Origin of the sequence: Actibacterium sp. 188UL27-1 (genome assembly GCF_016901225.1) — a bacterium.
Lineage (GTDB): Bacteria > Pseudomonadota > Alphaproteobacteria > Rhodobacterales > Rhodobacteraceae > 188UL27-1.
This window is the reverse complement of record NZ_JAFEUL010000015.1, coordinates 1-24,365: the sequence shown is the minus strand read 5'-3', so window position 1 is coordinate 24,365 and position 24,365 is coordinate 1. Positions and strand designations below refer to the sequence as shown.

The 24,365-nt window shown below is 60.0% G+C and carries 29 protein-coding genes and 2 pseudogenes; 13 read left to right on the top strand and 18 right to left on the bottom strand.

Annotation, left to right across the window (positions count from 1 at the left end; all coding sequences use genetic code 11):
• Nucleotides 1–44 precede the first annotated feature (44 nt).
• The 5 genes from IU397_RS17040 (at nucleotide 45) to IU397_RS23990 (ending at nucleotide 3,589) form a co-directional block, all read left to right on the top strand.
• Nucleotides 45–743 carry a DUF4123 domain-containing protein gene (locus IU397_RS17040; RefSeq protein ID WP_204416058.1) on the top strand — a complete coding sequence of 233 codons (699 nt, stop codon included), beginning with the start codon at nucleotides 45–47 and terminating at the stop codon, nucleotides 741–743.
• 11 nt (nucleotides 744–754) lie between these two features.
• A complete protein-coding gene (locus IU397_RS17035; protein WP_204416056.1) occupies nucleotides 755–1,165 on the top strand; it encodes a hypothetical protein in 411 nt (136 codons plus the stop codon).
• A gap of 73 nt (nucleotides 1,166–1,238) precedes the next feature.
• Nucleotides 1,239–2,096, top strand: a complete 858-nt coding sequence (locus IU397_RS17030; protein WP_204416054.1) for an HNH endonuclease — start codon at nucleotides 1,239–1,241, stop codon at nucleotides 2,094–2,096.
• A complete protein-coding gene (locus tag IU397_RS17025) occupies nucleotides 2,086–2,658 on the top strand; it encodes an SMI1/KNR4 family protein (protein WP_204416053.1) in 573 nt (190 codons plus the stop codon). Before IU397_RS17030 ends, IU397_RS17025 begins: the two co-directional genes overlap by 11 nt.
• 181 nt (nucleotides 2,659–2,839) lie before the next feature.
• On the top strand, nucleotides 2,840–3,589 hold the full coding sequence (locus IU397_RS23990; RefSeq protein WP_204416051.1) for a hypothetical protein: 750 nt from the start codon (nucleotides 2,840–2,842) through the stop codon (nucleotides 3,587–3,589).
• On the opposite strand, the gene IU397_RS17015 is transcribed toward IU397_RS23990, so the two are convergent.
• The 12 genes and pseudogenes from IU397_RS17015 to IU397_RS16955 form a co-directional block, all read right to left on the bottom strand.
• Nucleotides 3,584–4,312 carry an amino acid ABC transporter ATP-binding protein gene (locus IU397_RS17015; protein WP_204416049.1) on the bottom strand — a complete coding sequence of 243 codons (729 nt, stop codon included), beginning with the start codon at nucleotides 4,310–4,312 and terminating at the stop codon, nucleotides 3,584–3,586. The two genes, IU397_RS23990 and IU397_RS17015, sit on opposite strands and share 6 nt — an antisense overlap.
• Nucleotides 4,312–5,133: an amino acid ABC transporter permease gene (locus IU397_RS17010; protein ID WP_204416047.1), complete on the bottom strand. Its 822-nt coding sequence runs from the start codon at nucleotides 5,131–5,133 to the stop codon at nucleotides 4,312–4,314. The genes IU397_RS17015 and IU397_RS17010 overlap by 1 nt, the downstream gene beginning before the upstream one ends.
• A gap of 1 nt (nucleotide 5,134) precedes the next feature.
• The gene (locus IU397_RS17005; RefSeq protein ID WP_370541719.1) at nucleotides 5,135–5,944 is read right to left on the bottom strand and encodes an ABC transporter substrate-binding protein; all 810 of its coding nucleotides are present in this window, start codon (nucleotides 5,942–5,944) and stop codon (nucleotides 5,135–5,137) included.
• A 44-nt stretch (nucleotides 5,945–5,988) separates the two neighbouring features.
• Nucleotides 5,989–7,083, bottom strand: a complete 1,095-nt coding sequence (locus IU397_RS17000; RefSeq protein ID WP_204416043.1) for a glycosyltransferase family 4 protein — start codon at nucleotides 7,081–7,083, stop codon at nucleotides 5,989–5,991.
• Nucleotides 7,080–7,721: an ABC transporter permease gene (locus IU397_RS16995; protein WP_370541717.1), complete on the bottom strand. Its 642-nt coding sequence runs from the start codon at nucleotides 7,719–7,721 to the stop codon at nucleotides 7,080–7,082. Before IU397_RS16995 ends, IU397_RS17000 begins: the two co-directional genes overlap by 4 nt.
• Entirely contained in the window at nucleotides 7,718–8,044 is a 327-nt protein-coding gene (locus IU397_RS16990; RefSeq protein WP_204416041.1) for a hypothetical protein, read from the bottom strand. Before IU397_RS16990 ends, IU397_RS16995 begins: the two co-directional genes overlap by 4 nt.
• A gap of 170 nt (nucleotides 8,045–8,214) precedes the next feature.
• Entirely contained in the window at nucleotides 8,215–8,982 is a 768-nt protein-coding gene (locus IU397_RS16985) for an ATP-binding cassette domain-containing protein (protein WP_204416039.1), read from the bottom strand.
• A gap of 27 nt (nucleotides 8,983–9,009) precedes the next feature.
• Nucleotides 9,010–9,970, bottom strand: a pseudogene (locus IU397_RS16980) (ABC transporter substrate-binding protein).
• A 50-nt stretch (nucleotides 9,971–10,020) separates the two neighbouring features.
• Nucleotides 10,021–11,010 (bottom strand): lysylphosphatidylglycerol synthase transmembrane domain-containing protein, encoded by a 990-nt coding sequence (locus IU397_RS16970; protein ID WP_204416030.1) that lies wholly within the window; start codon nucleotides 11,008–11,010, stop codon nucleotides 10,021–10,023.
• Nucleotides 11,007–12,620 (bottom strand): sulfatase-like hydrolase/transferase, encoded by a 1,614-nt coding sequence (locus tag IU397_RS16965; protein ID WP_370541716.1) that lies wholly within the window; start codon nucleotides 12,618–12,620, stop codon nucleotides 11,007–11,009. Before IU397_RS16965 ends, IU397_RS16970 begins: the two co-directional genes overlap by 4 nt.
• Nucleotides 12,617–13,366 (bottom strand): CDP-alcohol phosphatidyltransferase family protein, encoded by a 750-nt coding sequence (locus IU397_RS16960; RefSeq protein ID WP_204416028.1) that lies wholly within the window; start codon nucleotides 13,364–13,366, stop codon nucleotides 12,617–12,619. The genes IU397_RS16965 and IU397_RS16960 overlap by 4 nt, the downstream gene beginning before the upstream one ends.
• A 199-nt stretch (nucleotides 13,367–13,565) precedes the next feature.
• A complete protein-coding gene (locus tag IU397_RS16955) occupies nucleotides 13,566–14,324 on the bottom strand; it encodes an endonuclease/exonuclease/phosphatase family protein (protein WP_204416025.1) in 759 nt (252 codons plus the stop codon).
• A 119-nt stretch (nucleotides 14,325–14,443) separates the two neighbouring features.
• Here IU397_RS16955 and IU397_RS16950 point away from each other — a divergent pair, with 119 nt between their 5' ends.
• Nucleotides 14,444–15,031, top strand: coding sequence for a YceI family protein (locus tag IU397_RS16950; protein WP_204416018.1), 588 nt, complete (start codon nucleotides 14,444–14,446; stop codon nucleotides 15,029–15,031).
• Nucleotides 15,032–15,040: 9 nt separating this feature from the next.
• Here the strand turns inward: IU397_RS16950 and IU397_RS16945 are convergent, their stop codons facing one another.
• The 3 genes from IU397_RS16945 to IU397_RS16935 all read right to left on the bottom strand — a co-directional run bounded on the left by IU397_RS16945 (nucleotide 15,041) and on the right by IU397_RS16935 (nucleotide 18,119).
• On the bottom strand, nucleotides 15,041–15,673 hold the full coding sequence (locus tag IU397_RS16945) for a glutathione S-transferase family protein (RefSeq protein WP_204416016.1): 633 nt from the start codon (nucleotides 15,671–15,673) through the stop codon (nucleotides 15,041–15,043).
• 76 nt (nucleotides 15,674–15,749) lie between these two features.
• Nucleotides 15,750–16,676, bottom strand: coding sequence for a hypothetical protein (locus IU397_RS16940; protein ID WP_204416014.1), 927 nt, complete (start codon nucleotides 16,674–16,676; stop codon nucleotides 15,750–15,752).
• A 1,104-nt stretch (nucleotides 16,677–17,780) separates the two neighbouring features.
• Nucleotides 17,781–18,119 (bottom strand): NIPSNAP family protein, encoded by a 339-nt coding sequence (locus tag IU397_RS16935; protein WP_204416012.1) that lies wholly within the window; start codon nucleotides 18,117–18,119, stop codon nucleotides 17,781–17,783.
• Nucleotides 18,120–18,189: 70 nt separating this feature from the next.
• On the opposite strand from IU397_RS16935, the gene IU397_RS16930 reads away from it, so the two are divergent.
• The 4 genes from IU397_RS16930 to hisH all read left to right on the top strand — a co-directional run bounded on the left by IU397_RS16930 (nucleotide 18,190) and on the right by hisH (nucleotide 20,605).
• Nucleotides 18,190–18,888, top strand: coding sequence for a helix-turn-helix transcriptional regulator (locus IU397_RS16930; protein WP_204416010.1), 699 nt, complete (start codon nucleotides 18,190–18,192; stop codon nucleotides 18,886–18,888).
• A complete protein-coding gene (locus IU397_RS16925) occupies nucleotides 18,885–19,103 on the top strand; it encodes a hypothetical protein (RefSeq protein ID WP_204416008.1) in 219 nt (72 codons plus the stop codon). Before IU397_RS16930 ends, IU397_RS16925 begins: the two co-directional genes overlap by 4 nt.
• 272 nt (nucleotides 19,104–19,375) lie before the next feature.
• Nucleotides 19,376–19,963, top strand: coding sequence for an imidazoleglycerol-phosphate dehydratase HisB (hisB, locus tag IU397_RS16920; RefSeq protein WP_204416006.1), 588 nt, complete (start codon nucleotides 19,376–19,378; stop codon nucleotides 19,961–19,963).
• A gap of 3 nt (nucleotides 19,964–19,966) precedes the next feature.
• The gene (hisH, locus tag IU397_RS16915; RefSeq protein ID WP_204416005.1) at nucleotides 19,967–20,605 is read left to right on the top strand and encodes an imidazole glycerol phosphate synthase subunit HisH; all 639 of its coding nucleotides are present in this window, start codon (nucleotides 19,967–19,969) and stop codon (nucleotides 20,603–20,605) included.
• Here the strand turns inward: hisH and IU397_RS16910 are convergent, their stop codons facing one another.
• The gene (locus IU397_RS16910; RefSeq protein WP_204416003.1) at nucleotides 20,606–20,995 is read right to left on the bottom strand and encodes a DUF2147 domain-containing protein; all 390 of its coding nucleotides are present in this window, start codon (nucleotides 20,993–20,995) and stop codon (nucleotides 20,606–20,608) included.
• A gap of 127 nt (nucleotides 20,996–21,122) precedes the next feature.
• Between IU397_RS16910 and hisA the strand changes: the two genes are divergently transcribed.
• On the top strand, nucleotides 21,123–21,839 hold the full coding sequence (gene hisA, locus IU397_RS16905) for a 1-(5-phosphoribosyl)-5-[(5-phosphoribosylamino)methylideneamino]imidazole-4-carboxamide isomerase (RefSeq protein WP_204416001.1): 717 nt from the start codon (nucleotides 21,123–21,125) through the stop codon (nucleotides 21,837–21,839).
• Here hisA and IU397_RS16900 read toward each other — a convergent pair.
• Nucleotides 21,836–22,279 carry a DUF302 domain-containing protein gene (locus tag IU397_RS16900; protein WP_370541715.1) on the bottom strand — a complete coding sequence of 148 codons (444 nt, stop codon included), beginning with the start codon at nucleotides 22,277–22,279 and terminating at the stop codon, nucleotides 21,836–21,838. The genes hisA and IU397_RS16900 overlap by 4 nt on opposite strands.
• Nucleotides 22,280–22,391: 112 nt before the next feature.
• Between IU397_RS16900 and hisF the strand changes: the two genes are divergently transcribed.
• Together hisF and IU397_RS16890 are read left to right on the top strand one after the other, a co-directional pair.
• Entirely contained in the window at nucleotides 22,392–23,150 is a 759-nt protein-coding gene (gene hisF, locus IU397_RS16895) for an imidazole glycerol phosphate synthase subunit HisF (RefSeq protein WP_204415999.1), read from the top strand.
• Nucleotides 23,147–23,464, top strand: coding sequence for a phosphoribosyl-ATP diphosphatase (locus tag IU397_RS16890; protein ID WP_204415997.1), 318 nt, complete (start codon nucleotides 23,147–23,149; stop codon nucleotides 23,462–23,464). The genes hisF and IU397_RS16890 overlap by 4 nt, the downstream gene beginning before the upstream one ends.
• A gap of 521 nt (nucleotides 23,465–23,985) precedes the next feature.
• Here the strand turns inward: IU397_RS16890 and IU397_RS16885 are convergent.
• Nucleotides 23,986–24,365 (bottom strand): annotated as a pseudogene (locus IU397_RS16885) (transposase); the annotation flags it as partial.

Genomic DNA, 24,365 nt, shown 5'->3' with positions numbered 1-24,365 from the left:
TACATCGCGCAGCCCGTTGACCGGTTCAAGGGAGAGGAGCGTTGATGGATCTACCGGAGTTTCTGAGCCCGCCCCTCGAACAGGAGGCGCGCGACCTTGGCATTGAGTCAGTCCTTTTTGATCCGATTGACGATGATGCCGACCAACGGGCCGAGGATGAAGCCCCCCTGCGCGCCTATGCGCTTTTGGATGCGTCCCAAAGCGCGGAGATCCCGGTTTGCCTCGAAGCGTTCTCGGACCCGGCGATCTGCCTGTTCGATGGCCGCGCGAAAGAGGATCTGGAGGATGTCGCACCCTGGCTGGTCGAACTGACCCGCCACTGCGACGCGTTCGACTGGTTCCTGGCGGACGGCTACGGCAATAACTGGGGCATCACGATCCATTCGCGGCTTCCCCTCAATCGGTTGAAAACACAGTTGAAAAAATTTATCAAGGTGGAGGATGAAACGGGTGAGTTGTATTTTTTCAAGTATTACCGCCCCGAACATCTCAATACCTATCTGCCGGTTTTCGACGCGGATCAACTCAGCCGGTTCATGCGCGGGATCGAGGCTGTCTTTGCCGAAGATACCGATGATCCTTCCCGCCTGATCCGCCACAGCCAGACCAAAAGGGGCCGTTATAACGAGGATGCGATTGATCTGATGAAACGGGGGGAACCCCTGGTGATCCAACCACCCTCAGACGACGACGTGGCCGCGATCATCGCCCAAGCCGATGCCGCGGATCCCTTCAAACCCTAGGGCCCGCGGCAATGTGTGAACGCATCAAGCGCAACCAGATGATGGCGCCGCTTCATAGCGATGCGGCCTTTGCGGAATGGTATGTGGAGGAATTCATGAAGATCCACGTGCCCGAATATTACTTCGACGACGTGCTGTCTGATGAGGGCAAGCGCGAGATGACCATCCAGGGCCGCAGCTATGCCAAGCAATTCGGCATCACGGACACGCCCTCGCAAATGCATTTCGTCACCTTGATGTGGAAGATCGGGCCAAATTTCTTTACCCATGACGGGTTCCATCAGATTGCTACGGACCCGCGTCTTGATGGCCCGGCCAAGATTAACGGATTTTACGACATGCCCCGTGAACAGGCGATCCATGCGGTCATGAACCCGGATGACCGCTACTGGTATCCCGATCAGATCCCTCGGGACGGCTAAGGTGGTCGATGATCCATACGATATATGTCTTTGATTTTGCGAACGAATTGACAACGGATGAAGGGAGGCAGCCATGAGCGGTTACCTGCGAAACGAAGGTGTCGATGTGAACACGACCCGCACCGCCTATGATGAGCTGGGTCAGTTGAACCAAAAATACGGTGAACTGGCGACCGATGCGGCACTGGCCGCCGGGGGGGCCCTGCCGCCCCCGGCCGGAACCGCCGCTGATATCGCCTCCCTGGGGCGGTCAATCTGGAAAGGCGATTGGGGTGGCGCCCTTTTTGATGTGGTGGGCATCGTGCCCCTGGGCGGTGACGCCATCAAGGCCGGGCGGATCGCCAACAAGCTCAATGATTTTCGCCGCGCCCTCGACACTGCCACGACCGGCATGCGCCGCGCGTTTCAAAGCACCAAGGATGCCGCGGCCAAATACTGGGACGACATCGCCATCCGCAATCGCCGCGCCTATGACGAGGCGATTGCGGCCTGCGACGGATCCCGCGCCTGCCGCGAAGCCGCCGCAACAAAGAAAGGCCCGCAATACAACAACACCCCCAAATCTGGCGATAATGGCGAATGGATCAGCGGTGAACGCGGCGACGGGGTCTGGCGACCTGCCAATGGGGGGCCGGAGATTTCGTATAATAACGGGTTTCCCGATTACGGCCCCCATTCGGCCGGCAATGTCGAAATCCCGATGCGCGGCAATACCAGCTCCGACTTCACCAACGCCGACAAAGCGATGCGAGAGCAAATGGGCGATCCAAACTGGCGCCGCCCCCGCGACCATACTTGGCATCACAGCGAGGATGGGACGACCATGCAACTGGTGCCTAAGAATATTCATGCCACCGGCGGCGGCGCCTCGACCCCGCATATGGGTGGCGCGTCGCTTTATGGCGATGGGAGCAATGCCGATGCCTTCTGATCCATCGACCTATGACCGACCCGTGATCGCACCTTTGGATGATCAATTCCCGCCGCCGAACACCCATCTGGCGGAAATCGCGGCATTCGAAGCCGCCAACGACCTTAAACTGCCCGACGACTACCGGACCTTCCTTTTAGCCCATGATGGCGGCTATCCTTACCCGAATGTCTTTCAGATGGCGATCCCGCCAGGGCGGCTCAGCATTACCGACCCGACAACATTTCTGGATGTGTTCTACAGCTGGCCCGAAATCGCAGCCCACACACGCGAAGAAACCTATGGTACGGCCACCCCGCCGCGGCATCTGCTGATCGCCGAAAACCCCGGCGGCGTGCAGGTGCTGCTGTCCCTGCGCCCCCAAACCCACGGGCGCGTCTTTTTGTGGATCCATACGGATGCCAAGTGGGGGACGGATGGGAATGATGAGACCGCACTATTCCCCCAGGCCAGCAGCTTTACCGCGTTCGTGACCAGCCTGACCGACACCGCCGACAAGATCGGCTATGACCACTGGGCGATCCCCATAAACCTGGAAAAAGCCGTCGATCTGAAGCTGTGACACCAAACGTTTGGTCAGGGATTCCAGACGTCACAACATGACCCCGCCTTTCTATAACTGTCCCAGGGAACGTTGCGGGGACAATCAGGTGAAAAGCAGATCGACGGCGGATCAGACAAGAGCGCACCCCCTATCAGACAGGTTGCCGGTTCATCGGCTGAACTGAACAGGCTCGCCCCCGGTGTCCTTTCCGATCATGACCTCCGCCACCTTCCCCGAAGCGTGGCCCGAGCAGCTAAAAGAGCTGGCGCCCCGCACCGTTGAAGTGCCGCTGGAAGAGGCGGATGCCTGGGTGTTAGGCAGCTTCACCCCCGCCTTCCGTGCGGCACATGCTCCGATCCAACCGCCATTCTTTGGCGACGCCCTGCTTGAACAAATCGAGGCGGCGTTGGCCGATTTCGACAATGGTGTGATGCCGCGGATGAGCTATTGCAGCTGGAAAGCGTCCACCTTGTGCCATTTCCCCACCCGCACGCTCAAGCAGATGCTGGCCGTGTTAACCCAGCCTGACCCCCGTGTCGCGGGCGCGGTTGAGGTCATGGTCACCTCGGGCGACCCGGTGGTTTTGCACCTTCGCGACTGGCGCGATCTGGCGCCCTGGTCCGAATTTCGAATGTTCATCAAGGACCGCCGTTTTTCCGGCGTCAGCCAGTACCACCACCGCGATCTTTTCCCGGCTCTTGCCCGCAATTACGCCCCCTTGGCCCAGGTGCTCGCAGATTTTGCCGATCAGGTGCTGGCCGTGCTCCATATCGATGACGTAGTGGTCGATCTCGCGGTCCATGAAACATCCCCAGGGGATTTCAAAACTGAATTGATTGAGCTGAACCCCTTCGACAAGCGCACCGATCCATGTCTATTCTCATGGGACCGCGAGGGCGATTTCGACCAGACCTTCCGCATCCGGCTGCCGCCGCCATCCGACCTATAGGACCCGCGCAAGAAAGGCGCGCGTGCGCTCGTGGCTGGGATTGCCCAGAACCTGGTCGGGTGGCCCTTCTTCAAGGATCTTGCCCATATCGAGGAAACACACTTTATCGGCCAACTCGCGCGCAAAACCCATCTCATGCGTGGCCAGGATCATGGTCATGCCCTCCTGCCGCAGGGCGCGCAGGACATCCAGCACCTCGCCCACCAGTTCAGGGTCCAGCGCTGAAGTGATCTCATCAAAGAGCATGATCTCGGGCTCCATCGCCAGGGCGCGGATGATGGCGACGCGCTGTTGCTGTCCCCCCGACAATTGATCAGGGTAATGCAGCATCCGGTCGGCCAGCCCAAACCGGTCGAACAAGGCGGTCACCGGGGATTGCAACGCATCAAAGCTCAGGCCCTTGACCCGGTGGGGCGCAAGCATCACATTCCGAACCGCAGTCATGTGGGGAAAAAGGTTATAGCTTTGGAACACGATCCCGATGCGCCGCCGCACCGGCAAGGGATCAAGGCCAGGCTCTGCAATATCCTGGCCATCCAACCGGATCACACCGTCATCGATGGGCTCCAACAGGTTAAGGCAACGCAGTAGCGTCGATTTGCCAGACCCCGACGCCCCGATCAGGCATACCATCTGCCCCGCCTCGACATCCAGGTCGATGCCGCGACAGACGGGATTGGCACCAAAACTCTTGCTCAATCCGCGCAGCTCCAGCTTGGCCATCAGCTTTGTGCCCGCGCTTGCTTCTGCATCAAATGATCGGCCAACCGCGTCGCCGGAATGGTGATCGCCAGAAAGATCAGCGCCGCCCCGACATAGGGTGTGAAATTGGCCATCAGGGATTTGTAGACACCGGCCTGGCGAAAAATCTCAACCGGACCAATGAATGACAAAAGCGCCACATCTTTTTGTAATGCGATGAACAGGTTCATATTGGCAGGCACCACCCGGCGGATCGCCTGGGGCAAGACTACAAAGCGCATCGTATCGGCTTGCGTCAGACCCAGGGACGCCGCCGCCGCCCGCTGGCTTTGGTGGATCGATTCAATACCCGACCGCACGACCTCTGCCACATAAGCCGCATAGGTTAGGATCAGCGCCAGCGACCCCCAGATATAGGGGGAATTCCAGGGCCGTGGCAGGCCCAATCCCGGAATGCCAAAGCCGATCAGATAAATCACAAGGATCACCGGCACGCCGCGAAAGATATCCGTATAGAGCATCCCGAACAGGCGCAGCGGATAAAGGGCCGGAGCCCGCACGTCGCGGCACAGCGCAATCGCGACGCCCAGGACCGCGATCAACGGCGCGCACCAGGCGAAAATCGCGACATCCATCAGAAACGCATTAAGCAAGCCCGGGAAGGTCTTGGCAAAGACCTCCGCGTTGAAAAAGCTCTTTTGGACCGCTGGCCAGCCGGGGGTGAGCGGGATCAGCAGGATCAAGGCCAGCACCACCGCCAGCGAGGATCCCGCTGCAATCAGCAGCGACCGGCGGCGTTGCGTGGCCTCGTAAATCTGGCGGCGCGTAGGGGCTGTGGACATGCTATTCGATGACCGGCACGCCTGTGGTCCGTTGCAGCCATTCCGCCTCGATCGCGGCTAGGGCGCCATTTTCGGTCAGCGTCGTCAGGGCCGCATCGACGCATGCCTTCAAGGCGCTGCCTTCCTCCATCAGCATCCCGAACTGATCGGGGTTTTCGCTGCGATCCGCCGGGAACTGGCCCAGGATCACGCCATCCTCCAGCACGACTGCGCCCAGATACAAGGCCGTGGGCAAGTCGAACAAGGCGGCATCGATCTGATTTGCCTTCATTGCCTCCACCACATCGGTGTTGTCGCCGTAAAGCAGCGCGTCCTTATCCGGCTCGATCAACTGGTTCAGCATCGGCAAGGCTGTGGTGTTGGCATCCGCTCCCCAGATCAACCTTTTGAGTGACGTCAAATCCGCCGAGGCGCCGCCATCGACCACGGGTTTGCGAGTCAAAACGGCCATGGCGGCGGAGTAATAGGGCACCGAGAAATCGACCACTGCATCGCGTTCTTTCGTGATCGAAAACTGCTGCATATTGAGGTCAAAATCCTTGACGCCAGGTTGGATCGCCTGGTCGAACGAGGACCGGACCCAAGCCACCTGACTTGCGTCAAACCCCATTTCGGCGGCCACGGCATAGGCGACCGCAGCCTCGAACCCCTGCTGGCTTTCGGGTGCATCGTCGAGGACCCATGGGTAGTAGGCCGGGTTGCCGGTGGCAAAGGTCAGCACGCCGTCATTCAATGTCTTGCCAGCCGCGCAATGGTCATCTGCCAAGGCCAGCGAGGTCATGAAAATCAGTGCAGCGGTGGATTTGATCATCAGGTTCATGGGAAATCTCCTTGCCCCAGTGGATGGGCGCAGGGTCAACCCAAGGGCCGCGATTGTCCAGCCTGTAACGGTGTTGCGCCATGCTGTGCCAGAACTGCCGCCATAATGCGCGCCGTGTCCTGCCAACTGGGCAGGGCGGCACCGGCTTTGCCAGAGGCCGCTGCCATCGCTTGGCGGGTGTCGGATTGTGTCAGGATCTCGCGCAGGGCCGCAGCAAATTCCGGCGCAGCATCCACCGAAACCAGCCGCCCTGTCCCCGCGGGGACAGTGTCGGGCACCGCCCCCGCGCGGCAACTGACGATGGGCAGGCCGTGGGTCATCGCCTCCCCAAAAACCATGCCATACCCTTCATAACGGGTGGCCAACGCAAAGAGCGTGGCCGCACGGTAGCGGGCCTCAAGTGCGTCACTGTCAAGCGTACCAATAAAGGCGACGCGGTCTTGAAGGCCCAGGTCGTCGCGTTGAACAAGCAGGCTTTGCGCCACCTGCGGGTCATGGGCGCCCCCCACGATCTGGGCGCACCAGTCAAGATCCGCAACCTGCGCCAGGGCCTCCAGCAAAACGTCATGCCCCTTACGCTCTGCCAGCAAACCGACAGACAGGATCAGGGGCGGGCTCTGGGGCTGTGCTGTCCCGGTGGGCCGGATGAAACCAGGCAGGGCAATGGTGATCTTGTCGCCAGGCACTCCGAAATCATCGATCAGCGTTTGCGCCGTATGGGGGCTGGGCACGACGACATGGGCGGCCCGAGCCAGGGCCTGCGCCTCGTTACGCAACAGGAACGCGGCGCGCTCTGGCGGCAAACCCGCCTCCAGACCCAGGGGATGGTGGATCATGGCGATCAGCGGCGCGCGCACTTGATCAAGACCGGCCGGGTCAATGGCACCGTAAACAAGGCCGTCAACGATGACCGGGCGGTCAGCGGGCAAAGCCACCAGATCGGCGATAGCTTGGGTCATCTCAGCCGGGGTCGGGTCGGCAAAGCCCGCGGGAAGTTGCAGATGTCGGATATCAAGGCCAAGGGCCTGCAGCGTTTCAAGCAAGGTCCGCTCATAAATGAAACCACCGGTCTTGCGGTACATGTCACCCGGGATGGCAAAATAGCCGTCTGGCACTGCGGTTGTGGTCATCGGTTCACCTGTTCGCTGACATATTGACGGAGAAACCGGCACTCTACCAGCTCGACCGCCATATAAGCCAGCGTCGCCAAGACCGATAGCACGACCACCGCGCTCCATAGCATGTTGTAATCCGAGGTGGAGGCGGTCAGCGCCATCAGGCTGCCAATCCCCCGGCCCGTGGCAAGCCATTCGGCGGTCGTGGCCGCCAACACAGCTGCCGGCACCGCCATGCGGGCAGAGGCAAAAAAGGCCGGCAACATCGCCGGCAGACGCGCCCAAAATAATAGCCGCATGCGGCCTGACGCATAGCTGTCAAAGACATCAACAATCTGCCCCGGCGTCTGTCGCAACCCTCGCAAGCACGCCACCATCGTCGGGAAAAAGATCATGATGGCCACAATCGTTACGGTGCCCACTGCCCCGCGACCCAGGGCCAGCACCAAAAGCAGGGCAGCGAAAAGGGTCACCCTGTGGCTGGCCGCATCGGGCCCGGCAATCAGGAAGGACCAGATATCATCGGGACGCTTGGCAAAGAAACGGTTCCGGTCAAAGACGTGCATCACGCCCCACCACAAAAGCACCATGACGCCGGTGGTAAGAATGGCTTGCCCGGCGGCCCGGGTGTTGCAACCAAGTAGAAATGTCACCGGGTTTGCAAAGCAGAAGTGTCACCAAGAGGCGCGACGGGAGCAAGGCTTAGCAGCCCGACCATCAAGACAAGAAATGTGGTGTAATACACAGCCAACGCAGCCAATGTGATCTGTGGCCCCTGCCCCGTTCCGAACAGGACCCGCAGGATCGGGCCCGTCGCCACCAAAGGAAGGCAAAAGATCAGCAGGGCAAGCAGGCTCAAGAGCCGTTCGCATCGCGGGATCACAAGGGCCAGGGTCGCAAGGCCGATCGCCGCCAGATTGCCATAGACAAACCCCAACGCGGCCGCCTGCCCCGTCACCCAAATCGCACGGGACATCAGGCCAATCTCAGCTCAAAGGTGCTGGGCAATCGCGGATGGCCCGGCCAGAACAACGCTGTTTACCGCCAACCACGCGCCGCCTTTCCATAGAAGCAGAACAGCCAAAAGGCAGAACAGGCGGAAGGCACCAGCAGGTATGGCAGGGCGGTCAGGGGCTGCGATCACGGTCATTGGGCAGCGATGAGGGTGTCATGCTCTCCGGCACGCAAAGCTGCGGCCACACCGTCAACCGCTGCGCGAAATTCCGGCGGTTGGGTCAGATCGCAGGCCCGTGGGCCGTCCAGACGGATGGGAATATCCGCGACGATCTGCGCCGGACGGGGGGAAAACACCAGAATACGGTCCGACAGCAGAACCGCCTCACTGATCGAATGGGTCACCAGCAGCGCGGTTGCGCCTTGCGCCGTCCCAAGGGCTGGCAGATCCTCTTTCAGGCGCTGGCGCGTCAACTCGTCGACAGCACCAAAGGGTTCGTCGAGCAACAGCAATTCGGGCGCGCTGACCAGGCATCGGGCGATGGCGGCGCGCTGACGCATACCGCCCGACAGCCCGGCCGGTTGCGCGGTATCAAACCCTTGCAGTCCAACCAGCCGGATCAACCGGTGCACCGCATCCGCATCAACCGGCTGGCGCGCCAGTTTCTGGCCCAGCGCCACATTGCCGAACACGGTGCGCCACGTCAGAAGCGAGGCATCCTGAAATGCAATCGATAACCCGGCGCGGGCGCGTATCTGCGACGGGGTTTCGGACCCGATGGTGACCGATCCGGCAGATGGCTCTTCCAGCCCCGCGATCAATCGCAAGACCGTAGATTTCCTGCAACCGGATGGCCCGACCAAAGCGGCAGTCTGGCCCGCCTGGAACCTGACAGTGATATCGCGCACAGCCTCAATCGGCGCGCGGCCACCGCATAGGTCTTGGATAGGTTCTGGCACTGTATCGCCTGACCCAGTGCCGGTGTGTCAGCTGCCATGCACTGTGTCCAACAGCGACCGGTTCCACAGATCCGTCGTCACCTCGCGCCCCAGCAGGGCAAGCGTTTCGATATTGGCAGCGATCGTATCATCCGTGAACCAACCAAATCCGTTCTCGGCCGTCAGGTCAGAGAACATGAGCGGCACCTCGCGCTTGGCCTGCTCCTTTTGCGTCTCAAGATCCAAACCGGCATCGGGAAACATATCCACTGTCAGCTTTGCGGCGGCATCAGTATCTTTCCGATAATCGGCCCAACCGGTCACTTCGCCCTTCAAGAGGGCGATCAGATCATCGCGGCGATTGGCCAGACTATCCTCGGTGGCGATATAGGTTTGCGAGTGAACGGCATAGCCATGATCAGCCATCAGCATCGTCACGATCTCGACGCCCTGCATCGCCATGGCCACCGGCAGATCAATGGCCCAGCACAGGAGGCACTCGACCTGACCGGTGACAAGCGGGGCCGCATCATATTGGGTCGGCACGATCTCAATCCCGTTGAGATCAACGCCATTGATCTGGCAAAGCGCCTTCAGGACCGGGGTATTGGCCATCGCCATCCCGATCCGCTTGCCCACCAGGTCTGCGGGTGCGTTGACCGCACTGGCTGGGAGCGAGGCGATGGCGAACGGGTTCTTTTGCATGGCAACGCCGATGATCTTGAACGGCGCGCCTTTGTCCACCGCGGCCGCAGTGTAATCGGCAGCCGAGATCCCGATCAGCGCCTGCCCGGCCACGACCGGAGGCTTGACCGGCGCATTGCGGCCGCCCAGGTTCAGCGTGACAGTCAGACCCTGATCGGTTCAATAGCCCTTGGAGGCGGCCATGTAACTGCCGCCGAACTGAACGGAATGCAGCCAGGATAGCCGGAAGTCCACATTACGCGCCCCCCGGAGCCTGGACGATTGGCGCGCCAAGGGCCGCCAAACCGGCGACCGAGGCACCCATACCAATGAAGCCGCGCCGGGAGGGCTGTGTCACAACTCTCTCCATTGTTGTTATCTCCACTTGGTCGTCGGCTGGGTTTGCAGGTTCATCCGTCTTTTGAAAACCTGCCCAAGCGCCGTGCGTGGCCCATGCCCGCCTTGGATCGCTGTCAACATCCAGATGAGCCCAGGCAGGCTGGCCGCCAACATGACGATGCCGTAGGCCATGCCAGCCGCGATGCCCGCGCTGCCGGTCGCACCGGCCAGGGGGAAAAGCGCCGCCGCGGCCCCTTCGCGCCATCCCCACCCCCCAACCGAGGCCGGGATGAGCATGGCCGACAAGATCAGCGGGATAAGGGTGAAAATCGCCTCGACCGACAAGGTGGTGCCAGTCGCCTGGGCGCACGCATAGAATGCCGCGAGGTTGAGGGAGGCAATCGTCAGGCTCAACACAGCCTGGCCGTATCGCATGCGGCGCGTCTCCAACGCCTTTTCCATGGCAGTGGTCAGGGCACGCACCGGCCTGAGCGGGCGCATATTCCGCAATTTCCACAGCAGACCACCTGTCACGATCAAACCAGCGGTACTGAACAACACGATCTGCCAGACCCAGCCCGGCCAGGAGATCCCGCCAGGCCAAACCAGTGCCATTAAAAACCCGATCAACCCGATCGTAAATATGGCAGTCTGGCCAGCCAGCCGTTCAATCATCACCGACATTGCTGCACTGGCCAGATCGGCGCGGTGACGCGCGCGCACGGCTCGGGCCGCATCACCAACGACGCCGCCGGGCACGGTCTGATTGATCAGCTGCGCCAGGTAATATTCCCGGATCGCCCAGGGCAGCCGGATCGACAGGCCAAGGGGGGCGGCTGTGATCTTCCACCGGATGGCCATCAGGACGGTCTGTATCGTCAAAAACCCAAAGCAGGCCGCCAACCACCGCCAGTCCGATCCGACCAGCCGGGACACCGCATTGGCCCCATCAGTGACGATCAGCAGCACCGCGATCAGCCCGAAAGAGACGACGACGCGCAACCCGTATCGATAGAGCGTCTTCATAAGGATCGCCCCGGGATCGGGGCAGTTGTGAACGCATCGATGAACCGGTCGCGGAACTGCTCCATCGGCCAAACCGGCGTATCGGCGTCGGGGATCAACCCGTCGACCCAGTTCCAGTCGGTCAGGTGATCCACAACCTCCGCAGGGCCGATCACATGGATCGGCACATCACGACTGTCGATCTGCGCCACGAAACCGGCAGGCTGATGGTCGCCCAATATGATCATCAAAGGACCGTCATTCTGTTGCCTTTCCGCATAGGACATGGCCGTTTGCAGAACGTAGTCAACTGACTTGCGGTACTGATCGCGCACCCTGTCGCGATCGCGCCAGACCGTGGCAGGTGTGTCGCCGGACGCGGCCATCGTGTTGAAAACAGTGCCATCGCCCACATCCTCCCACGGGATCACGTCAGGGACCGGCACCCACGGCGCATGGGAAGAGATCAAGGTAACCTGCAAAAAATCGGGGCGATCATCGGCTGGCAGGTAATCCGCAAAACGCGCCAGCGTGTACTGGTCGGGCATCGTCACCCAGTTGAACGGGTCGCCTTGATATCCAAGGTCATCCACCGCCAGAACGGTCTCGAACCCCATCCGGTCGCCTTCGGGCCAGGCCATTGTGATGGCTGGCATCACGGCACCTGTCCGAAACCCGGCATGCGTGGCCAGATGGAAAAGGCTTTGACGGTCCGAAAGAAGCATCGCCAGGTATCGTCCTTGATCCGCGGTTTTCAGTCCCGAAAACAAAGTTCCGTGGGCCAGCCAGCTTTGCCCTCCCGTGATCGGCGATGTCAGCCAGCCACTGCGCATCGCAAACCCTTTCCCGCGCAACCGCTGTTCGGCATCGCGCAGGGTTTGCAGGTGGGTCGCCGCATAAAGCGGGTTGTCGAAACTACTTCGACCGTAACTTTCCATGAAAATGAACAGGACGTCACGCTTTCCGATCCGATCAAAGAGGGTGTCCACGTCCAAGTAGGGATCTTGGGCGGCAGCCTGCTGAAAACTGGCAATTTCCCGCCGGGTTTCCGCCAATCGCACGGCGTGTTCATAGGCCAAGCGGCTGCTGAAGGCGGCGCCGGGGGGATTGGTGTCAGCACTCCAATACCGCTTGAGGTGACCAATTTCGGCCACGGACAGAAGCGCAAAGCCAAAGGCGACCGATAGCGATAAACCTCGCCTCCAGCCCTGCAGATCGATGCGTGCCCAGGACCAAGCCGCCCAGATCACAAGGCCAAGCACCAACAGCAGCCCGATGCCCAGACCCAAAAAGGCCAGAACGGCAACAAATGGTCCCAGGCTCGACCACAACAGCCTGGTCCCTGCCCCGGCCAAAAACCAATCCGTCGCCAGGTTCACGGGGCGGCCATAAGCTTCGTACATCGCGTAATCAGCGCCCTTCAGCACCAAGACGAACGCGCCGATCACCACGACACAGGCCTGAACCCATCGGGTACGCCCCGTGGCAAGCAATGCGCCAAGGATGATCGGCAGTTCCAGCGGGAAAAGGCGCAGCGCCCCCCAACTCATCGCCTTTGGATGATTGGGCAGGGCCAGAATACCGTAAAATATCAGCAGCCCGGCGGCAAGGAAGGCAATTGTCCGTATCACCGCCGCCTGGCCAACCAAGTCACGTCGACGGCGAAGGAATAGATCAGCGACAGCACCGCCGTTGCGGTCAAATAAATGGCCACTTCGCCATCAACCGCTGGCAGCAGCAGCAGAACCAACGTGCCGATCTGGATCACACAGACCGCCTTGCGCCGCAGGCTTTCCGGCAAATCGCCCCCCAACCATGGCCAGACCTGACAGGTCACCACAAATGCGTATCTCATGAAGCCAAGGACAAGGATCAAGGCGCCAACTTTGCCCGATTGAAACACCGACAGCGCCAGCAACCCCGCGATCAGCGCGTCAACTTCCATGTCGAAGCGTGCTCCAAACTCGGATGCCATCTTGAATCTGCGGGCCAGCCAGCCATCGACCCCGTCCAGCGCCAATGCGGTCAAAGCGACGGCAAACAGGGTCAGCGCGTTCAAGTTCAACGCCGCAGGTTCCACCACCGGAACGATCAGCAGCGCCGCCATGGCCATGCGCAAGGTCGTGACTGTATTTGCAGGGCCAAGCCGGTCATACACATAGCGTTCGGTCATCGACCGGACCGTAATGAGACACGCCACCCAAAACAGCGAGACGGCGGCAATCTCGGCCAGCCAATCGGCCGATGGATCAATAAGATGGGCCGCCAGAAACAGGGCAATGGACAGCGGCACAGCCGCCCAAAGCAACATGACCGGCGGCATGATCCTGTCAGTGTGGCCGTGGCGACCGGGCAGATGACTAATCAGACGTTCCATGGTTACTGGGCTCACTGCATTATCGTCGGTTTCACTTGCGTCCGCACGGGTGTTGGGATCGTGGCCGCGCGGTCCCATGAACTACGTCCCGGCTGCCCGTTTATTCTAATTTGCGTCGTAAAAAGTTTAGCACTGTCACGAAACTGTCAAGAAACGCTCTTTTGCAGGCAGATGGTCCCGGACGCAATGCACAAGCTTATCAGCCGGATCCAGGGAGGCGCCCGGGCAACGTGACGGTTGCGACCAGGGGCAAATGATCGGAGGCCGCACGAATGGCAGGGGTGTTGAGCACACGCGGATGCGAAACGTGGATGCCCGGCCCCCCAAGGATGCGGTCCAATGGCAGGATGGGCCGCCCAGACGGAAATGTCGCCAGGGCAGGCCCTGCAAAACGCTGTTCCATCACCGCTTTGGAAAAGGCGGCCCCACCCCAGGGTCGCCATTCGTTCAGATCTCCCATCAGGATCGTGGGCTGCTGTCCCCGCCTGCGGAGGAATTGTGCAACCGTGCGCATCTGAGCGATCCGCAGGATCTGTGTCAGCGATAGATGCGTGGCCATGACCCGGAACACCGCCTCATCACGCGCCGCATCCAGAACGATCGCCCCGCGGTGACAATGCCCGGGCAGATCGATCACATCCGCCGCGACCACCTGCCAAGCTGGGTTCAAAAATACGATCGCGCCCAAAAACCCGTGGCTCTCTGGCCCCCAACGCAGCCGTTCATCGCTGTGGGCATAACGCAGCCCCGTTGTGGCCTCGATCCGCGACAGATCCAGAAATCCGGCATGGGGCGGGCATTCGGTATCGGCTTCTTGCAGGGCCAGGATATCTGGCGCCTCGGGCGCGATGTCGGTTTCGATCATCTGTGCGATACGATCCGGATCAATGATGCCATCGCGGCCACGCCCGCGGTGGATGTTCCATGTGACCAGCTTCAGCGCGGGACCTGTCTTCATCGCAGAACACTCACTTTTAAAGGGCACCGGGGCCGCGAGGCTCTATAGGCCAACACCTTGCCTCCGCCTGTCGGTGCCGTAAGGTAAGCGCGAATAGTCCAAAGCCCCAAAAGGTTGCCATGATCACCCAAGCCACAACAAGCCTCGCTGTGCTCGCCGCCCTGACGGTCACTGCCATGGCTGAGCCCCAGCGCTATGAACTTGACCCGACCCACACGACAATCGCCTTTCTGATCGATCATATCGGATATGCGGGCACGTTGGGTGTGTTCACCGACATAGAGGGCGGGTTCACCTATGACATGGAGACCCAAGAGTTGAGCGCTGTCACCGTCACTGTCCAGACCGCCAGCGTGAACAGCTTTAAAGAAGCCCGCGATGGACATGTGCGCAACACGGATTTTCTGTCGGTCGACGCGCATCCGACGATGACCTTCACCGCGACAGGTGGGACGCCCAGCAGTGATACAACCGGCACGGTGGAGGGGGAGTTGACGCTGCTTGGTGAAACCCGCCCCCTCACGCTGGAGGTTACGTTGAACAAAGCGGAGCCCTACCCGTTTGGCCATAAGCGCTTTACCCTTGGTCTGACCGCGCGCGGTAGCCTCAATCGCAGTGAGTTTGGCATGGGCTACGGCGTAGAGAATGGTCTGGTCGGTGACACGGTCGACCTGATCATCGAAGCCGAAGCGATGCAGATTGAATAATTTCCTAACCTAACCCGGCATCGGGATTGGCCCCACATCGACCGGTTGCGCATATCCGCGCGCAAATGCCGGGCGTGCGGCCAATGCCTCATACCACGCGCGCACGGCAGGGAACTCCGTCAGATCGATCCGGTGGTACTCAAACCGTGAGACCCAGGGCCACACCGCGAAATCCGCAATGGACAGCATGTCGATCATATAGGGGCTGTTACGCAGATGCCCCTCAAGCACGCCGTAAAGCCTCCGGGTTTCGGTATGATACCGCGTTTCGGCGTAGTCGGACTTGCCCGCATTATAGTGCAGAAAATGATGCGCCTGCCCCAGCATCGGGCCAAAGCCAGCCATCTGCCACATCAGCCATTCCATCATCTGCCAATAGGCTGGGGTTCCATAGTCCGGCATGAATTGCCTGCTGCGTTGCGCGAGGTACAGCAGGATCGCACCGGATTCGTTGATGATTGTTCCCCCCTCGTCCACCAGGGATGGAATCTTGTGGTTTGCATTGATCTTTAGAAACTTCGGTGTGTGCTGATCGCCTTTGGTGATGTCAACTGCGTGGGCCGCATAGGGCAATCCCATCTCCTCCAACGCGATCGAGATCTTGCGCCCGTTCGGGGTTGTCCATGTATAAAGCTGTAGCATTCCCACCGTCCCTGACATCCCCATTTGCGGTCAGATGATCAGATCGGCGACACCGGCACAATGGCCGTGAAAGCCGTCAAAAGCTCATGTCAAAGCCGACCTCAAGGCCATAGGTTTCCGTCCGCTCGGCCCCGATCCCCTCAACAAAGCTATCTATGACAACCGCCGCACCGGTATCTGTCTGATAGCTGACGCCAAGGTTGACCCGGCCCTGCCCGACATCGCGTTTCGGAATCACCAACGCCGCATTCCCAAAGCGATCCGTCGATGAGCCACTCATGGAGCCGCCGCCAATCAAGGTAAAGTCACCCCGCCGGGTCTCTGCCATCTCGTGCCGAAAGGACAGGCCCATCTCGATCTCGCCCAGCCGGATGCCCTGTTCCGGCATCCGCGCGCCACTGCTGTCGGTATAGGCTTTCTGGTAATCCGTCGCGTAGGTGGCCTGGATATTCGGCGTCAGCGTGGTGACTCCATATTTCAACTCTCCAGACACCTTCAATTGCGCCAGGCTGCGGCGCGTGTCCAACGTCTCTTCAGTACCACCCGAAAGGCGCATCCGGTTTGAGGCATGGCCAAACAACAGCCGTCCTTCAAACCGCAAGGGTTGCTGCGTCCTGCGTGCCAAGAAATAGGGCCCCACCATGACCCCCTGACCCTCTTTGTTGGTGCCGCCGCGCACCTGAGACAGGTAATCAAGCTCCACCATGCCGCCAATGATCAGGTTGGGCCGGACGTAGGCGTGCCATCCCATGGCGCCAAACCCGTATTCATTCTTTTGCGTGCCGCTGGAGCCCCAGGACCCGCGCAACCGGGACCACAGATTGCGGTCAACGCGACTGGAGAATGTGATGGCCCCCTCACGGCTGGTCACATCGGCATCGAATGCACCGGCCCAAGTGCCTGCCATCAGCCCCATCAGATCCGGCTGGTGGCGGATCAGTTTGGTCATGCGGGTCTTTTGAAACTGTGTGATCGGTTTGACCGCAGTCGCCATATCAGCCATCGCAACGTGACCGGATACAGTCAAACTCGTCAAGGCCAACACGACCAGAAAAAAACGGTCACCCCGCCCGATCAAGGCCGCAAACCCTGACCAGAACGATGTGAGACACCGCAGCCTGATACCCGCCCTGTTCATGACACACGCACCTGAAATATCTCGGCCCCTAGGAACGGGGCGGCCCCACCAGCCTTGCTCATGCGGTTACAGCGAATTGTCGCCGACACATACGCAAATACTTTAGAAAATCATGGGTAATGATCATAAAAACCCCATAAAATTTGGTTAATTTACCTGTCAACTTGCGAATGAATTAAGGCAAGAATGTGGGGTATAGGTGATGAAACTTGTGATCGCAGCAGATTTGTTATCGCCATGCCGCGAATGTTGCCAAACGGTAAGATTGGGTGTGTCACCCATTCTGACCTAAACCGCTGCGCCATGCCGCGGGCTAGGGTGGGAACGACACATCGTTCTTTCTTTTGCGACAGGACCCGTCCTCTTGCGACGCATAGTCCGCATGCTCGTTGCGCCAGTGATGTCGTAGACAACATGATGCAGTTGCAGGTTCATCGCCATGCTGGTGATATCGCGCGCAGGCAGGTGGCAGCATCGAATGTTTTTTTGGAAACATCACCCGCCTCGGTCATCCGAGTCAGTTCACGCTTCAATCGTCGGTTCTCAGCCTCGTGATCAATGCCGGTCACTTTGGACGCTGGCTGCCCAAACAACATCGCCGATCCGTACCGTGAATGCGTGCTGACGCCCACACATCCGGACACCCGCGCACCGTGAGCTGATACACCGCATCCCGCTTGAACCCGTCGCTGTAATTGCTTGGCCCCAAGGTGAGTGGTGTGGTCTCGGCATAAGGCGCTGGATGGTACATAACGGCTATCAATCGCGCCTTGCTTGATACGATTGGTCAGCCTTGGTGAAATCGACCCAAAGGCGGGCATCGATGACACTGCACCAAAAGCGCATCACATCGCTCGAACAGATTGACCTGCAGATCGGTGCGCTCTGGTTTGGTTCGATTACACAAACGCCTCGTGATGATTGGACGACGTTTTGTCGTAACCTCGGTAGCAAGACCCGATCACGGTATTATGAAACCCCACTTAAAGGCGCAGTGCCATGCGGGGCGGAGGCAATGGTGAGCCATGTCCGATCCTCCCGCCGGATGAACCTTTCGCGCTGGGCAAAGTCATAATTCTGACGCCCCAACGGATCAGCAGCCAGCCGGGCGCGGTAGGCTTCATACGCGGCCAGGCTGGGGATGTTGTAGATTCCATAGGCCAGCGTGCTGCTCCCCTCATGGGGGGCGTAATAGCCTACCAAATCCGCACCGCATCGGGGGATGGCCTGCCCCCAATTGCGGGCATATTCCACGAAAGCCTCCCGGCGGGTGGGGTCAATCTCATAGCGAATGATACAGGTCAGCATGATGATCTCCGTTTTGCTGCGCCCGGCTTACGCTCTTTTCCTACGTCAATGGTTCGGTTAGAAACGAACCATGCAAAGCACATTCAAAGACGGCCCAGACATTGCCCGGATTGCTGCCCTGATCGGCGATCCCGCCCGCGCCAACATGCTGACCGCGTTGATGACGGGACAATCCTTGACCGCGGCAGAATTGGCGGCAGAGGCGGGCGTAACCAAAACCACGGCAAGCGCCCACCTGGCCAAACTGACCGAAGGCGGGTTGATCCGCCAAAGGCCCCAGGGGCGGCATAAATATTTCAACCTCGCCAATGATGACGTCGCAAAGACCCTTGAAAACCTGATGGGGCTGGCTGCCGGAACAGGCCACTTGCGCACCCGGACCGGCCCAAGGGATGCCGCCTTGCGCGAGGCGCGCATCTGTTACAACCACTTGGCGGGCGATTCGGGCGTGCAGATGTGTGAAAGCCTGAAGGCCCAGGGCCATATCGTCTGTGATCAGGACACAATCGCCCTGACGCAGCAAGGTGCGCGTTTTGCCGAACATTTTGGGATCGACCTGACCGAGCTGCGCACAAGACGTGCTCCGCTGTGCCGCCCCTGCCTGGATTGGAGCGCGCGGCGCACCCATCTGGCGGGCAGTCTGGGCCGGGCGCTTTTGACCCAAATCCTGAACCGTGGCTGGGCACGCCGCCAATATGGATCGCGTGTAGTCGCCTTCACGCCCCCCGGGCGGGCCGCCTTCAACACCTATTTTCCGGGCCCGCGATGACCGATCACCTAGCCCGCTACACATTTGATGAGTTTCTGAAACCGCCCGAAGACCCGGCCAATGGTGGCTTTCATGCGCGCAATGACGGGTTGCTCGCGCTTGCCGACGCCACACCGGGCATGGTCGCGCGGTCGGGGTATCCCGATGACCCGGATCAAGACAGTTGGGGCGACCAGGTCTATCCGCGCTTCCACATCGATAATGGGGATGGATAGGCCACATTTGGCGCTTTGGCATGTCCCCGCGGGGACAACACCCCGCTGGCTGCGCCCAGCTGGAACATTTGCAAGATCACGGCCCCAGCTCCCCGGCCTTCGCGTTCAAACACCCTTTCCCAACACCCTAATTTCTTATTGGCAAAAATACTCCCGCCGGAGGCTCCGACAGGGGTCAAGGGGCCAAACCGCGGCAGTTGGGCACGCGCCAAGCCTTTCCAACCCGCAAACACTGGCCTAAACCCATCCGGCACCACCGAAGGAGCCGCAAGATGCGCCGCGCCCAGATCACCCGCGACACGGCTGAAACACAGATCACCGTCGACCTGACCCTCGACGGGACAGGCCAGTATGACAACCAGACCGGCATCGGGTTCTTCGATCACATGCTGGACCAGTTGGCACGCCATGCCCTGCTGGATCTGACCATCCACGCCACGGGCGATCTGCATATCGACGACCACCACACGGTGGAGGATACGGGGATCGCATTGGGCCAGGCCCTGACCCAGGCATTGGGCGACAAACGCGGGATCCGCCGATATGGTGCCTGCTTGCTGCCGATGGATGATGCGTTGATCCGCTGCGCGCTTGACCTATCGGCCCGGCCCTTTCTGATCTGGAACGTCGACCTGCCGATACCGAAAATCGGCACATTCGATACCGAACTGGTGCGGGAGTTTTTCCAGGCGCTCAGCACCCATGGCGGGATCACCCTGCACATTGATCAGCTGCACGGGATCAACAGCCACCATATTGCCGAGGCCACATTCAAATCCGTGGCCCGCGCCCTGCGGGCTGCCATTGAGCCCGATCCACGGCGCAGCGATGCGATCCCCTCCACAAAGGGTGCGTTGTAACCGATGCTGACCGTTCTGATCGATTATGACAGTGGCAATCTGCACTCTGCCGAAAAAGCGTTTCAACGCATGGCGCTGGAGGTGGATGGCGGGGATGTGATCGTCACCGACAGACCCGAAGACGTGTTGCGCGCCGACCGGATCGTCTTACCCGGCGATGGGGCATTTCCAGCGTGCAAACAGGCCCTGCAGGACAAGACCGGCCTTCACGAAGCGCTCCTGACCCAGGTTGAGACCAAGGCCCGACCGTTCATGGGGATCTGCATCGGCATGCAGATGATGGCCAGCTGGGGCCGCGAATATACCGATACGCCCGGCTTTGACTGGATCGGCGGAGAAGTCGTGAAGATCCAACCAGCCCATCCGACTTTCAAGGTGCCCCATATGGGATGGAATGATCTGGTCGTCTCTGGCGATCACCCGGTGATGGCAGGCGTCAAAACCGGAGATCACGCCTATTTTGTTCATTCTTATCATATGGTTGTGGCAGATTCGGCATCACGGCTCGCCCATGTGGATTACGGCGAGGCGGTCACGGCCATTGTCGGCCGTGACACGATGATCGGCACCCAGTTTCACCCGGAAAAAAGCCAGGAAACCGGCCTGCGCATGATCGCCAACTTCCTGACTTGGCATCCGTAACTATTTGATCCGCGTCCATTTTTGCCCACGGCAGATGGGCCCGACACAACCAGAGACCTGTAATGTGGCGCCGCTCAACGCCATTTTGGAGCGGTAGGTCTTATCACGGTCCGGTGCCCAGATCTTGCCACCTGAATATTTACCGCCGCCCTTGGCCTCCATGTCCCAGATCATCCGGCGTCCAATATCGGGCCCGCTGACCTTGTTCCCGCCTGCATCAAATCCGGCGGTCAGCGTGCCACAGATCTTGGCGCCGCAGGGTTTGATCGTGACGTGGCCATAGGCACCATCGTCGCCCGGTTGGGTTTTCCAGACGCCTGCCACCGGGTCGGCCCAGGCTGTTCCGGCGGCCAATGCAGCGCTTGCCGCGATCAGTACCAATCGTTTCATGATATCCTCCCGTTTTGGCAAGGATGACCGCCAGATATGCGGCGTGACAAGCATGACGTTAGGTCTGATCTGCCTTGCGAAGGATCGCCGCGCCTGCCATAGGATACGCCGAAATGAGGGTAATCCCATGATCTTATATCCCGCCATTGACCTGAAGGACGGCCAATGCGTGCGCCTGCTAAAAGGCGATATGGGCAAGGCCACCGTCTTTGGCGATGACCCGGCCGCACAGGCGCGCAGCTTTGTCGATGCCGGGTGTCAGTGGCTGCACCTGGTGGATCTGAACGGTGCATTTGAAGGGCGCCCGGTCAATGCCGCCGCGGTCGAGGCCATCCTGGCCGCCACGGATGTGCCTACCCAACTGGGCGGCGGTATCCGCGACATGGCCACGATCCAGATGTGGCTGGACAAGGGCATTGCCCGCGTCATCCTTGGCACCGCCGCGGTCGAGGCGCCGGATCTAGTGCGGGAGGCAGCGCGCGCCTTCCCCGGCAAGATCGCCGTGGGTCTGGATGCACGCCAGGGGATGGTTGCCACCCGTGGCTGGGCCGAAGAGACCGACATGCAAGTCGCTGATTTGGCAAAACAATTCGAAGATGCCGGGATCGCGGCGATCATCTATACCGATATTGATCGGGACGGCGCGATGGCTGGGCCCAACGTGCAGGCAACCGCCGCCCTTTCAAAAGCGACGTCGATCCCCGTGATTGCCTCTGGCGGCGTGTCGAAACTGGATGATCTGTTGGCTTTGCGGGCGGCGGGCCCAATCGCCGGCGCTATTTCGGGCCGGGCGCTTTATGACGGCGTGCTGAACCTGCGCGCCGCCCTGGATGCGCTGGCTTAGCCGCCTGCCGCTGCAGTGCTGAACTTATCGAGCGCGCCGGTCATGGTCTTGAGGAATTCCGCATCTGCGGGCACATCCGTCTTGCTGAGCATGGATGTGGGATCTTCGTATACGATGTGGGTCTTGCCCTCGGCATCGGCATAGACGAGCACCTTCATGGGCAAGAACAGACCGGCACGGGGATCGGCCTGCATGGCCTGTGTGCCCAGTTTGGGATTGCCAAAGATCAGCAACTCGGCATCGTTCATCTCAAGCCCGACCCCTTTGGCGGCCATGCCATGGTTCACCCGGGCCACGACCGAGGCACCGGCATCGGTCACCGCCGTTTCCAGGGCGTCCATGGTATTGATGACGCTGGTCGGCGCCTCCCGGGTCACAAGCTCGGCTTGGGCGGTCAAGGCCGCCATGGCAAATGCTCCGGCAAGAATAAGCGTTTTCACAGAAATCTCCGTACGTTACATGCACAACGTGGGTTTACCGCTTTGCTGCGCAGCAGCAAATCACAATATTGCGCCTCTTTCGTTTGACCGGAAAGTCGCCTATGCCGAAGCCATGTTAAAGACCCGCATCATCCCCTGTCTCGACGTCAAGGAAGGCCGCGTCGTGAAAGGCGTGAATTTCACGCAACTGATCGATGCCGGCGACCCGGTGGAAGCGGCCAAGGCTTACAATATCGCAGGCGCGGATGAGCTGTGTTTTCTAGACATCAACGCGACCCATGAGAACCGCGGCACCATGTACGACCTTGCCACGCGCACGGCAGAGGAATGTTTCATGCCCCTGACCATCGGCGGCGGCGTTCGCACGGTGGAAGATGTCCGCAACCTTCTGCTGGCGGGTGCAGACAAGGTCAGCTTCAACTCTGCCGCCGTGGCCAACCCCGATGTGGTGGCCGAAGCGGCGGACCGCTTCGGCAGCCAGTGCATCGTCGTAGCCATAGACGCCAAGGCCGTAGCCCCCAACAAGTGGGAGATCTTCACCCATGGCGGACGGCGCGAGACCGGCATCGATGCGGTAGAATTCGCGCGGACCGTTGTGGCGAAAGGCGCAGGCGAGATCCTGTTGACCTCCATGGATCGCGATGGGACGCGATCCGGGTTTAACCTGTTGATGACGCGCGCGATTTCCGATGCGGTATCGGTGCCGGTCATCGCCTCGGGCGGTGTGGGTACGCTGGATCATCTGGTCGAAGGCGTGAAACTGGGCCATGCCAGTGCGGTTTTGGCCGCGTCGATCTTTCATTTCGGCGATTTCACCATCGGACAGGCCAAGGATCACATGGCCGCCTCTGGCATTCCGGTGCGATTATGAGCGCGCTGGACCGTCTGGCCGCCACGGTTGCGGGCCGCAAGGATGCCGCACCTGAAACCTCCTGGACCGCGAAGTTACTGTCCCAAGGGCCCGAAAAAACGGCAGAAAAGTTCGGGGAAGAGGCGGTAGAAGCCGTCATCGAAGCTGTCAAAGGCGACCGTGACCGCCTGACATCGGAAGCGGCCGATGTGATCTACCACCTGCTGGTCATGTGTGCCTCCCATGACGTGACCCTGGCGGATATCGAGGCCGAATTGACCCGCCGCGAAGGCATCAGCGGGATCATCGAAAAATCCACGCGCGCCGCCCCCTGACCACGATCCGAAACCTCAACGAAACAGGCAAGGTGATGTCGCATCCCGGCCATTACCGCTACAGCACAAAGTCAATATCAAAACACCAGATAAATGGTGGACGACCCTAGAATCGCTGTAACGGTAGAACTGGCGGTAAAATTATTCAATTACTTACAACAGCTTACGATCACATTGGGAGGTTCCAGGGCGAGTTTTGTGTCTAAGTCTTCTGAATTTGTGTCTAAAACCGGCGATGTATGGTGCGATCTGATGCGAGATGCAGTTGATCTCGCACCATCACGATTAGGCAAGAACGACTTGATGCGCCTCCCAAATTTCGGGTGGTTCCAGTTTAAGTGCAAGATGATCAATCACCGCATCAGGTACTGCATCTGGCCGATCCCGATTCTGGCGTCGTAACTGGTCTGGGCGGACTTCCACATACACGATCTAGATCCGCGCACCGTAGTCCCGGAGCAGAGGTGGTTCGGTTCGTTTGAACAGTTTGGAGCCGTTTCTTAGGTGGATTTCCCGCTCGTTTATGCCGCCACCGGGATTGGTTTCGACGGGTTGAGATATGCCTGATCGGGGGGTTGCCCGTCCAGCGATGAGTGTGGTCGCCTGCTGTTGTAGAATGCCAGATACAGGCGCAGGCTTTCCCGAGCTGCCGAGACGCTGTCATATGCGCGCAGGTAGACCTCTTCGTATTTGATCGTCCGCCAGAGCCGTTCGACAAAGACGTTGTCCCGCCACGCACCCTTTCCGTCCATGCTGATTTTGATGTCGGCATCCTTCTAGGTCTTGATGAAGTCGATGGATGTGAACTGGCTGCCCTGGTCCGTATTCATGATCTCAGGCTTACCGTGGCGGCGCATGGCGTCGTTCAAAGCCTCGATGCATGGTCCGGTTTCCAGTGTTG